The following is a 12,243-nucleotide window of genomic DNA, read 5'->3' as shown; positions in this document are numbered from 1 at the left end:
TAAGAGACCGGCAATGAGTACTATTTTATCGATTGATACATCAACAGAAGCTTGTTCTGTTGGTTTGCTTATTAATAACGAAGTCACCCATGATTTTGTACTATCACAGCGAGATCATACCAAATTAATTCTCCCTATGGTTGATCGTTTATTACAACAATCAGATTGTAGTTTATCTACGATTGACGCAATTGCCTTTTCTAAAGGTCCAGGAAGTTTTACTGGCGTAAGAATTGGTATTGGTATTGCACAAGGATTAGCTTTCGGCATCGATAGACCATTGATTGGAGTTTCTACTCTTGCCACATTAGCACAAGGTGTTTATCGACAACATCAGGCAACTAAAGTGATTAGTACTATCGATGCAAGAATGGGTGAAGTTTATTTAGGTGCTTATCACTGTGTTGGTAATGGTGATTGTCAGCTTATGCTTGATGAGTGTGTAATAAAGCCAGAATTAGTTGCAGACTATTTATCTAGCATAATGCTTGATAAACGAAACACTTATTACGCAGGGACCGGTTGGCAAGCCTATCCTAATATGCTCGATAATTTACAAGATGGGCAATTACAGTTACCTCATGGTCAAGATATGGTGATGATTGCTGAAAAAAAATATCAACAAGGTGAAATCACGTTAGTTGAAAATGTTGAAGCAACTTATTTAAGAAATGAAGTGACTTGGAAAAAGTTACCTGGGCGTAAATAAAAAAAGAGAATAAATATTCTCTTTTTTTCTGAATCAGAAGTCTTTACTCTTGATTTTTAAACAGACCTAAATGCTCTTTTGCGTATGCTTCAAAGTCGGTACAGCCACCAATTGGTTTTTCATCAATGAAGATTTGAGGAACCGTTTCAACTGGTTTTCCTACACTTTTAGATAAATCTTCTTTAGTAATGCCTTCTGCATGGATATCGACATAACGATATGAGAAATCATCTCTCTCTTCCGATAATTTATCAGCTAGCTCTTTTGCTCTAACACAATATGGACAGCCAGGTCGCCCAAAAATAACTGCGTACATTAAACACCTCTTTATTTTAAATATCGTCACTACTATACTTCACTTTTTAAAAAAGTGAAGTAGTAATTCAGCTTCTTTAAATAGGAAATAGCTATTAATGATAAATTACGATCATTATTAAAAAGTTTATCTATTAAAAATAGATCACTATTTTTAACTTTATAGCATTATATCTATTTACTGATTTTGAATATAAAATGAATAATATTGCTTTATTAGAGTACTTTTATTAGTATAACTACAAACTTTGCTATTATTATTTTTATGAAACCAATTTCCGAACTATCTTCTGGGTTATCAATATCTGAAATGTCAACTATAGCCCAATGGCTTAACCGTCTTGATGTCGATTTTTATCAATGTGAACAATGCAGTGCGCTTCACCTCTCTTATTTGCAAAAAATTGAAGGGGTTGATGATGCTAAAATTGAACTCATTGATGATATTTTAGTGATATCTATTAGTGCTGAAATTAAGCAGTCGGCTATTGTGGCATTACTTAGTGAACTTAGCCAAATTAATCAAAGTATCTTTTTTTCTAAAGTTTATTTAGATGTAAATGATACCAATCCTCCTAAAATTGTTTTTTCCTATTCAATGCATTTTGCTGAGAGAGTCACTTTTAATCAGTTCAGCATGACATTGGCTAGCATTGAAGAAGAGTCTTTACAAATTATTAGTGAGCTCTATAATGGGGAACTACTTAATAGTAAACAATGTACGTCTGAAGGCTCGTATTTACATATGCCTCAAGCATTTCATTAAAAGAGCTGTTGATTAGTGTTCTCGTAATTAATGCTAATTTATTGTTTAATTAGGTTTTATATTCATAGGTTTGATCTCTATCAGTTAGCTATGGTTAAATAATAGTCACTTGGCCAAATAATTGATAATAATATATATTAATCTATGGACATATCTTAAAAATATAGTATGTTATGCCACCGTAATAGAAAAGTAGCATTTAAATACATCTTATTTAGATCTACCCAATTACCTCGGTTTCGTCTGGTGTCAGGCAAAATTTGGGTGTCTGTTGTTTGGTTATATATCGTTATCACCACAATAGACATTGTGTTTAACATGTTATTACCCAATAGGGAGTGGTGCACATGTTTACTCAACGTAATCAATCAAAAAACAAATCTTCAATTAAATTACTTTCCATTGTTGTAGGCGCATCTGTTGTGTTATCACAAACTGCTATTGCTAATGATCGAAATGTAAATGTATATAACTGGGCTGGTCAAATAGGATCAACAACAGTTTCAGAATTTGAAAAAGCGACTAATATTAAAGTTAATTATGATGTTTTTGATTCTAATGAAGTGTTAGAAGGAAAACTCATGGCTGGCTATTCTGGTTTTGATGTTGTATCGCCATCAGATAGTTTCTTAGCAAGACAAATCCAATCGGATATCTATTTACCTTTAGATAAAAGTAAATTGACGAATTGGGATAATCTTGACCCTAATTTAATGAAACTTATGGCAACGCATGATCCTGATAATAAATATGCTATCCCTTATGTTTGGATGACAACAGGTATCGGTTATAACATTGATAAAGTTAGAGAACGACTTGGTCCTGACGCACCAGTTGATAGTTGGGAACTAGTATTTAAACCTGAAAACATGGAAAAACTCAAAGATTGTGGTGTGGCATTTTTAGATGCGCCGACTGAAATTTTTGCTAGTGCATTACAGTATTTAGGTAAAGACCCGAATAGTACTAAAGCATCAGACTATACTGGTCCAGCTTACGAGTTATTATCAGAAGTAAGACCAAATATTCGCTATTTCCACTCATCACAATATATTAATGATTTAGCGAATGGTGATATTTGTGTCGTTTTAGGCTGGTCTGGGGATATTTTACAAGCTCGTGATCGTGCAAATGAATCAGGTAATGGGGTACACATTGGTTATTCTATCCCTAAAGAAGGGGCTTTAGTCTTTTTTGATACTTTTGCAATACCAAAAGATTCAAAAAATGTTGATGAAGCACTTGAATTTATCAACTTCATTTTACGACCAGAAGTTGCAGCTGAAGTTACAAATGACGTAAAATTTGCTAGTGCAAATAAAGCTGCAAATGATGGATTTGTTAATCCTGAAGTACGTAATGATCTAGCTGTGTATCCAAGCGATGCAACAATGGAAAAATTATTTACGTTAAAAGTTCAAGACCCTAGACTTGAGCGTACAATTACACGTACTTGGACGAAATTCAAAACAGGTAAATAGATAAACCTATTTGTCTGACAATATATAGACGGTAGATTTTTATAATCTTACCGTCTAGTTTTTTTTGGCTTGTTGTTATAAGGAAAAAGGTTAATGAACAATACCTCAACAGTTCAGGTTCAGCCTAAAAAGAAGATGATTACTCCATTATTGGAGATTAAAAATCTCACTAAAATATTTAACGATGATTATTATGCGGTTGATGATATTAATCTTACAATTTATGAAGGTGAAATTTTTGCTTTATTAGGTGCTTCGGGGAGTGGTAAGTCCACATTATTACGTATGTTAGCTGGTTTTGAACAACCAACATCAGGACGTATTATATTGGATGGTAAAGATCTTTCCACTGTACCTCCTTATAAAAGACCAATTAATATGATGTTCCAATCTTATGCACTATTTCCGCATATGACTGTTGAACAAAATATTGCCTTTGGTCTGAAACAGGATAACTTACCAGCTAGTGAGATCGCTCAGCGCGTAAGAGAAATGTTAGCATTAGTTCATATGGAACAATATGGTAAAAGAAAGCCACATCAATTGTCGGGTGGTCAACGTCAGCGTGTTGCATTAGCGCGTAGCTTAGCAAAAAGACCAAAACTTCTTTTGCTAGATGAACCAATGGGTGCGCTTGATAAACAGTTACGTGATCGCATGCAATTAGAAGTCGTTTCTATTTTAGAACAAGTTGGAGCTACTTGTGTAATGGTAACCCATGATCAGGAAGAAGCGATGACTATGGCTGGACGAATTGCCATCATGAATAAAGGACAATTTGTACAAATTGGTGAGCCTGAAGAGCTATATGAGCATCCAAATAGCCGTTATAGCGCTGAATTTATCGGTTCTGTTAATATTTTCCAAGGTATGTTGCAAGAGACATTGGAAGATGGCTTAGTCATTAACTGTCCGACCTTAAAGCATCCACTAAAAGTCGATTATGATTCACCTGCTGTGGAAGGTGTTCCGCTAATGGTTGCGTTGCGTCCAGAAAAAATTCGATTATGTGAAGAGATACCTGAAGATGGCTATAATTTTGCTATCGGTGAAGTCGCTGATATCGCGTACTTAGGTGATTTATCTATTTATCATGTTCGTTTGCATAGTGGCCAAATTATTATTGCACAGTTACAAAATGAAGACCGTTATCGAAAAGGGATGCCGACTTGGGGTGATGATATGTACCTTAGTTGGGATGTTGATAGTTGTGTTGTATTAACGGAATAGTGTGTTTTTCCTTTTGATAATAGGAGGATCTCAATGAGAGTCATTGGATCTTGTATTTTTTTTAATATATTCATTCTATTGTGTGCTTATATTAGCTTCACTCGCAATGGTACGTTCGAATATGCGACGGTGGATTTATTATTCTCCACGATGGTCTTTGGATTACTGATTTCATTAGTTGGGTTATTTTTAACTAAATATAAGGCGACAAGGCTATCTTATTGGGTCATTATTATCGGTTTTATCGTCTTTCTACCGACGTTGATTCCTATTGGCTGTCTTGCTATCTATTATGCAATTAAACAGATCAATCGTTTACATGACGATTCTGATCTTATGACCTCTTATGGACGGTTATTTGTGACGTGTATTCCATATTTATGGATGCTACTGTTATTTTTATTACCATTTTTGATTGTCTTTAAGATCAGTTTTGCTGAAATGATTAGGGCTATTCCGCCTTATACGGATCTAATTAGTTATGATGATGGCTTATTTAATATCACATTAAATTTAGGCAATTATCTGAATTTAATTGATGATACTATCTATGTTGATGCGTATTTACAATCATTAAAAATTGCCTGTATTTCGACATTTTTATGTATTTTGATTGGTTACCCATTAGCTTGGGCTATCACACAATGTAAGCCATCAACACGAAATATTTTACTATTATTAGTTATTTTACCATCATGGACATCATTTTTGATTCGTGTTTATGCGTGGATGGGGATTCTTAAAAATAATGGTTTACTTAATAATTTCCTAATGTGGTTAGGCATAATTGATGATCCATTAATTATTTTAAATACTAACTTAGCGGTTTATATTGGTATTGTTTATTCTTATTTACCATTTGTTGTGTTACCAATTTATACATCATTAAGCAAAATAGATTCAACGCTGGTTGAGGCTGCTCTTGATTTAGGTTGTAAGCCATTAAAAACGTTTTTCTCAATTATTGTGCCATTAACGAAAAGCGGTATTATCGCAGGTGGAATGTTAGTCTTTATTCCTGCTGTAGGTGAGTATGTGATCCCTGAGTTATTGGGTGGTTCTGATACCTTAATGATTGGTAAACAGCTATGGCTCGAGTTCTTTAATAACCGTGATTGGCCAGCCGCATCTGCTGTAGCATCAGTCATGTTGTTAATATTGATTGTGCCAATATTTTACTTTAACAAATTCCAAAATAGTCAAATGGAGGGTAAATAATCCATGACAAATTTACCTATTATGTTACGTTCGCTATTAGCTGTTTTTATTGGAACGTTAATTGGTTCATTCATTCTGACCGTTTTGATATCATCAACAGGGTTTGATATTATATTAAGCCCAATCGAGCACGGTTCTTTCTATTTAGGTATTTTGATTTTTACGCTAATAGTGACTGTGATTATCTCATTAGCGTTATGTTTAAAAAGTCTTAAGCAATTTATTTTATTGATTAGCTTTGCATTTTTATATATACCGATGCTTATGTTGATTATTTATTCATTTAATAGTTCAAGACTCGTGACGGTATGGGCTGGTTTTTCTACTAAATGGTATGGGGAACTAGTACAAAATACTGCGTTATTAAAAGCAGTTATGCTCAGCTTAACGATCGCAGCAGCATCGGCAACTTGTGCAATAATTTTGGGAACATTAGCGTCTTATGTTATTGTTCGTTTTAAACGTTTTAAGGGCTCAAACTTATTCTCTTTTATGACAACAGCGCCATTAGTTATGCCTGATGTTATTACTGGTTTAGCCTTATTATTGCTCTTTGTTGCAATGGGGCAATTGATTGGTTGGCCACAAGATCGTGGTGCAATCACCATTTGGCTTGCTCACGTCACTTTCTGTACCGCTTATGTTACAGTCGTTGTGAGTGCAAGATTAAGGGAACTCGATAAATCTATCGAAGAAGCGGCAATGGACTTGGGCGCTAATCCATTAAAAGTATTTTTTATCATTACTTTACCGATGATTGCTCCATCTTTAGTCTCTGGTTGGTTATTAGCCTTTACGCTATCGTTAGATGATCTGGTTATTGCAAGTTTTGTTGCTGGACCTGGATCAACAACATTGCCAATGTTAATCTTCTCTAAAGTCCGTTTAGGGGTTAGCCCTGATATCAATGCTTTAGCTACGATTATTCTAGTTATTGTAGGTATTATCGGATTCATCTCTTGGATTTTGATGAGACAACGAGAAAAACGTCGTCTACAAGAGATAAGGAACGTTAAGTAGCACCAAAATAAAGGGACTTTAGTAAAGTCCCTTTATCATTTATTAGCGTTTAATTAATGATAATTTCATGCTGTTAGTAATCAAAAAACGATTTAGTTTTATATCTTTGAGTAATAAATAAGTTGAATTTACCATTAAACAGTGATAAATATATGACTAAAGTTACAGCGTCACTCAGAGAATGGTATGAAATATCAGCAATTAGAAAATCTTGAATGTGGTTGGAAATGGAAGTATTTAGTTAAAAAACATCAAGAAGGTGAAGCAATTACTTGTCATATTGAGAAAAGCGCAGCACAAAATGCCATACAACAATTGTTGTCTTTAGAGAATAATCCGACTAAAGTGGACGATTGGATTCAATTACATCTCAATCCTGAATTGGATAATCGAATGAAACAGACCATTCGGGCGCGGCGCAAGCGACATTTTAATGCTGAGCATCAAAATACGCGTAAAAAATCCATAGATCTTGAATTTCTGGTTTGGCAACGTTTAGCTAACTTAGCCAAACGACGTAATGTCACTTTATCGGAAGTAGTTATTCAGCTTATTGAAGACGCTGAACAAAAAGAGCAGTATGCAGATAAAGTTTCAACGATTAAAAATGATTTAATGTCGTTACTCTTTACGTCGAAAGAGCAATAACGCTAGAGTTTAATAAAATTTCATCTTGAAAACATAGGTAACAGTTATGGGAAAATCCCTTGTAATCGTCGAGTCACCAGCAAAAGCGAAAACGATTAACAAATATCTTGGCAAAGATTATATTGTAAAATCGAGTATTGGTCATATTCGAGATTTGCCAGTTAGTGGTAGTAAAACATCTGAGTCCTCGGAAGAGAGTAAAAAAACTACTAGCAAAAAGACAAAACGTTCACCTGAGCAAGTTCTTGTTGATCGTATGGGTGTTGATCCTTATCACGATTGGCAAGCTAATTACGAAATTTTACCCGGTAAGAGTAAAGTTGTTGCGGAATTAAAAAAATTAGCTAAAGATGCCGATCAAATCTATCTAGCAACCGACTTGGATAGAGAGGGAGAGGCCATTGCTTGGCATTTAAAAGAAGTTATTGGTGGTGACGATCAAAAATATCGTCGAGTGGTTTTTAATGAAATCACTAAAGCGGCAATTCAAAATGCGTTTAAAAAACCAAGTTTATTAGATATCGATCGTGTTAATGCACAACAGGCGCGTCGTTTTATGGATCGTGTTGTTGGCTTTATGCTATCACCATTACTTTGGAAAAAGGTTGCCAGAGGACTTTCAGCCGGCCGTGTTCAATCGGTTGCGGTAAGGCTGGTTGTTGAACGTGAAAGAGAAATTCACTCCTTTATACCAGAAGAGTTTTGGGATCTTTATGCTGACTTAAAAACCCCAAGCAAAGAAACCTTATCAATGCAGGTTACTCATTTTAAAGATAAGTCTTTTGAACCTAAAGATCGTATTGCGATTGATATGGCGTTAGATGCATTAAATAAATGCCAATATCAAATCAAAAATATCGAAGAAAAGCCAACCAAGAGTAATCCTACAGCACCATTTATTACCTCAACGCTACAACAGGCTGCAAGTACACGGCTAGGCTTTGGGGTTAAAAAGACAATGACGTTAGCACAGCGCTTATATGAAGCAGGTTATATCACCTATATGCGAACGGACTCTACCAACTTAAGCCAAGATGCGCTAAATATGGTCAGAGGATATATTGAGAAAGAGTTTGGTCAAAAATATTTACCACAAAAACCTAATTTTTATGCCAGTAAACAAAATTCACAAGAGGCTCATGAAGCGATCCGTCCTTCTGACGTATCACTGTTAAGTGAACAGCTTAAAGAACTTGAATCTGATGCGCGTAAATTATATCAACTCATTTGGCGCCAGTTTGTCTCATGTCAGATGACTGCGGCTGAATATAATTCAACGACAGTAACTGCACAAGCGGGTGATTTTTTATTAAAATCAAAAGGACGAACCTTACGTTTTGATGGTTGGACCAAAGTACAACCTCAGTTAGCTAAAAATAACGATGATAAGATGTTACCAGCGGTTAAACTAGAGGATATGCTGCATTTACTCGAGCTCAAACCAACGCAACATTTTACTAAACCACCAGCACGTTATAATGAAGCCTCACTTGTTCGTGAGCTTGAAAAAAGAGGAATCGGGCGTCCATCTACTTATGCTGCTATTATTTCTACTATACAAGATCGTGGTTATGTTCGTCTGGATAGTCGCCGTTTCTATGCTGAAAAAATCGGTGAAATTGTTACAGATCGTTTAAATGAAAATTTTAACGATTTGATGAGCTATGATTTTACTGCTCGAATGGAAGATACTTTAGATGATGTGGCTAATAAAAAGAATGATTGGAAACAAGTCTTGAACTCTTTCTTCTCTGATTTTTCTGCGCATCTTGAAGTCGCGGAAAAAGAGCCAAATAAAGGCGGAATGCAACTCAATCCATTAGTATTAACTCCGGAAATTAAATGTCCTAACTGCAGCCGAGAAATGGGAATCAAAACGGCTAGCACGGGAGTCTTTTTAGCGTGCTCTGGCTATAGCTTACCACCGAAAGAGCGTTGTAAACAGACTATCAATCTCATTCCTGAACATGAAACACTTAATATTTTAGAAGGTGATGATGCTGAGTCTGGTGCTGCTGAAACTGATGCATTAAGAGCGCGTAAGCGTTGTCCTAAATGTCATACAGCAATGGATAGCTATTTACTCGATAGTAGCCATAAATTGCATATCTGTGGTAATAACCCAATTTGTGATGGTTTTATTGTTGAAGATGGCAATTTCAAAATTAAAAGTTATGAAGGTCCGATCATTGAGTGTGATAAATGTGGTAGTGAAATGCATCTCAAATCAGGGCGATTTGGTATCTATATGGGATGTACTAATCCAGAGTGTAAAAATACCCGTAAAATACTCAAAAATGGTGATGTTGCACCACCAAAAGAGGAGCCGGTCGATTTACCTGAATTAAAATGTACAAAATCAGATGCTCATTTTGTCCTAAGAGACGGTGCTTCAGGTATATTTTTAGCTGCTCATAATTTCCCTAAATCAAGAGAGACAAGAGCGCCATTAGTTGCCGAATTAAAACGATTCAAAGATCGATTACCGGCTAAGTTTATTTACTTAGCACAAGCGCCAACTAACGACCCTGATGGTAATGATGCTATCGTACGTTTTAGTCGTAAAAATAAACAGCAATATGTTACTTCTGAAGTCAATGGTAAATCAACGGGTTGGGTCATGAATTACATTGATGGAAAATGGGTACAAAGTAAGAAATAATGATGATTTTACTCGGTGAAAGGAATATGGCATGAAGCTACAACAGCTACGTTATATTGTTGAAGTCGCTAATAATGAGCTCAATGTTTCATTGACGGCTGAAAAGCTCTATACCTCTCAACCGGGGATTAGTAAACAGATAAAGCTACTCGAAGATGAATTAGGTGCGCAAATTTTTCAGCGTTCAGGTAAACATCTATCGGGAATTACACCTATCGGTGAAAAAGTTATCGAGGTCGCGCGCAGTATATTAAATAAGACCTATGATATCAAAGTGATTGCTCAAGAGTTTACAAAACCCAATTTAGGCACACTCTCAATTACTTCAACCTATACTCAAGCTCGCTATGCATTACCACCAGTGTTGCAAAAATTTATGCAAAGTTATCCTGAGATTGCCCTGAAAATGGAACAGGGTGATTCATCGCAATGCATTACGAACTTAAAAAATAGAGTAACAGATTTTGCTGTTTTAACTGATTTAACCGATTTGACCGATGAAATGATTGCTTTGCCTTGTTACCATTGGAACCAAGCTATTATTGTACCGCAAGCCCATCCGTTGGCACAAAAAGTTCCTATTTCTATTGAAGACTTAGCACAATACCCGTTAATTAGTTATGATTCTGCAAAAGATGGCACCGATATTATACAAACCTTTATCAATGCAGGAAAATCGGCTAATGTTATATTTAATACCGCAGATGCTGATTTAATTAAAACCTATGTAAGATTAGGGGTTGGCGTTGGGGTGATTGCTAAAATGGCAACAAATGAAGTACAAGATCAAGATTTAGTTATATTAAATGCCAGTGCTATTTTTTCTTACAATACAACGTATATCGTTTTTTTACGTTCACTCTATTTACGTAATTATATGTATGATTTTATTAGCCAATTTTCTGCTCATCTTGATAAAAAAACCGTTAATCAAGCGATATTATGTACTGATACTAATCAAGTATTAACAATGTTTAATGGTGTTAAATTAACAGTTAAATAGGTTACAATGGCCTGTTTTGGAGTTATAAAAATAAGAGGCGTTTATGCTTAATGCGTTTAAGTTAAAAAATAAACATTTAGCAAAAGTTCACGACGGCGGTGATATTAAAAGTGCTGCTTGGGTTGATTTGATTGAACCAGAAGAGGCAGATCGTGAAATCGTTCATTCTCAATTAGGGCAAAATCTAGCAACCAGTATTGAACTTGACGATATTGAGGCATCAGCGCGTTTTTTCGAAGATAAACAAGGATTACATGTCCACTCCTTCTTTTTCTATGCTGATGTTGAAGATAGGGCAGGTAACTCTACCGTTGCATTTACTATTAATAATGGACGACTCTTTACCTTAAGGGAGCGTGATTTGCCAGCGTTCCGTTTATATCGTATGCGCTCACGTTATCAAGAGATGGTAGATGGTAATGCTTACGAAATTTTACTGGACCTATTTGAAGTAAAAGTTGAACAGCTAGCAGATGAAATTGAAAATATCTATAGTGAATTAGAAGAACTGAGCTTAATCATTATGAATCGTCATGCACAAGAGCATTATGATGAGGCTATCTCAACTCTGGCAGAGTTAGAAGATACCGCTTGGAAAGTTCGCCTCTGTTTGATGGATAGCCAACGTGCACTTAATTATTTGGTAAGACGAGCCAAAATGCCTCATGAACAGCTAGAACAAGCTCGAGAAGTTATTCGCGATATTGAGTCGCTAATCCCACATAATGAGTCATTATTTCAAAAAGTAAACTTTCTGATGCAGGCTGCGACGAGTTTTATTAATATTGAGCAGAGCCGAATTATTAAAATATTCTCGGTCGTATCGGTTGTCTTTTTACCACCAACGGTAGTTGCTTCTGCATACGGTATGAACTTTGCTAATATGCCAGAACTGGAATGGAATTATGGTTATCCTATGGCCTTAGGACTTATGCTTGTGGCAGGCTTAGCGCCTTATTTCTACTTTAAACTGAAAAAATGGTTATAGTATAGAGTAGTGATTGTATACTTTTATCTACAGTTAAAAGCACATTATCTTAATAACGTATAATGTGCTTTTTTTATTACCAACTCTTGAGAGAGACTATTGCCGTTATCCAAGGAAATTACTGAATACTTTTATTCATTGAAGGATTAAATCTGATGCTTTAAAATGGTCATTTTTTATTATCAATGAATATTGATTAGAAG

11 protein-coding genes are annotated in these 12,243 nt (G+C 35.4%); 10 read left to right on the top strand and 1 reads right to left on the bottom strand.

Features of this window, described 5'->3' with window-relative positions; all coding sequences use genetic code 11:
- Nucleotides 1-13: 13 nt before the first annotated feature.
- Nucleotides 14-709 (top strand): tRNA (adenosine(37)-N6)-threonylcarbamoyltransferase complex dimerization subunit type 1 TsaB, encoded by a 696-nt coding sequence (tsaB, locus tag RHO11_03030; protein WVD62119.1) that lies wholly within the window; start codon nt 14-16, stop codon nt 707-709.
- Nucleotides 710-752: 43 nt separating this feature from the next.
- Here tsaB and RHO11_03025 read toward each other — a convergent pair whose 3' ends face one another.
- On the bottom strand, nt 753-1,025 hold the full coding sequence (locus RHO11_03025; GenBank protein WVD62118.1) for a GrxA family glutaredoxin: 273 nt from the start codon (nt 1,023-1,025) through the stop codon (nt 753-755).
- Between the two features lie 264 nt (nt 1,026-1,289).
- Here RHO11_03025 and RHO11_03020 point away from each other — a divergent pair, with 264 nt between their 5' ends.
- The 9 genes from RHO11_03020 to corA all read left to right on the top strand — a co-directional run bounded on the left by RHO11_03020 (nt 1,290) and on the right by corA (nt 12,040).
- Entirely contained in the window at nt 1,290-1,790 is a 501-nt protein-coding gene (locus tag RHO11_03020; protein WVD62117.1) for a YbjN domain-containing protein, read from the top strand.
- Between the two features lie 347 nt (nt 1,791-2,137).
- Complete coding sequence (locus RHO11_03015) at nt 2,138-3,271, top strand: extracellular solute-binding protein (GenBank protein ID WVD62116.1); 1,134 nt, start codon at nt 2,138-2,140, stop codon at nt 3,269-3,271.
- A gap of 93 nt (nt 3,272-3,364) precedes the next feature.
- A complete protein-coding gene (gene potG, locus RHO11_03010) occupies nt 3,365-4,501 on the top strand; it encodes a putrescine ABC transporter ATP-binding subunit PotG (GenBank protein ID WVD62115.1) in 1,137 nt (378 codons plus the stop codon).
- A gap of 33 nt (nt 4,502-4,534) precedes the next feature.
- The gene (gene potH, locus RHO11_03005; protein ID WVD62114.1) at nt 4,535-5,719 is read left to right on the top strand and encodes a putrescine ABC transporter permease PotH; all 1,185 of its coding nucleotides are present in this window, start codon (nt 4,535-4,537) and stop codon (nt 5,717-5,719) included.
- Between the two features lie 3 nt (nt 5,720-5,722).
- Complete coding sequence (locus RHO11_03000) at nt 5,723-6,739, top strand: ABC transporter permease subunit (GenBank protein WVD62113.1); 1,017 nt, start codon at nt 5,723-5,725, stop codon at nt 6,737-6,739.
- Between the two features lie 186 nt (nt 6,740-6,925).
- On the top strand, nt 6,926-7,387 hold the full coding sequence (matP, locus tag RHO11_02995) for a macrodomain Ter protein MatP (protein WVD62112.1): 462 nt from the start codon (nt 6,926-6,928) through the stop codon (nt 7,385-7,387).
- Nucleotides 7,388-7,433: 46 nt separating this feature from the next.
- Entirely contained in the window at nt 7,434-10,049 is a 2,616-nt protein-coding gene (gene topA, locus RHO11_02990; protein WVD62111.1) for a type I DNA topoisomerase, read from the top strand.
- 31 nt (nt 10,050-10,080) lie between these two features.
- Nucleotides 10,081-11,052: a LysR substrate-binding domain-containing protein gene (locus RHO11_02985; GenBank protein WVD62110.1), complete on the top strand. Its 972-nt coding sequence runs from the start codon at nt 10,081-10,083 to the stop codon at nt 11,050-11,052.
- 43 nt (nt 11,053-11,095) lie between these two features.
- Nucleotides 11,096-12,040, top strand: a complete 945-nt coding sequence (corA, locus tag RHO11_02980) for a magnesium/cobalt transporter CorA (protein WVD62109.1) — start codon at nt 11,096-11,098, stop codon at nt 12,038-12,040.
- Nucleotides 12,041-12,243 lie beyond the last annotated feature (203 nt).

This window comes from Orbaceae bacterium BiB, assembly GCA_036251205.1.
Classification (GTDB): Bacteria; Pseudomonadota; Gammaproteobacteria; order Enterobacterales; family Orbaceae; genus Orbus; species Orbus mooreae.
Note: the sequence above shows the minus strand (reverse complement) of the source record. Positions and strands in the feature narration are given on the sequence as shown.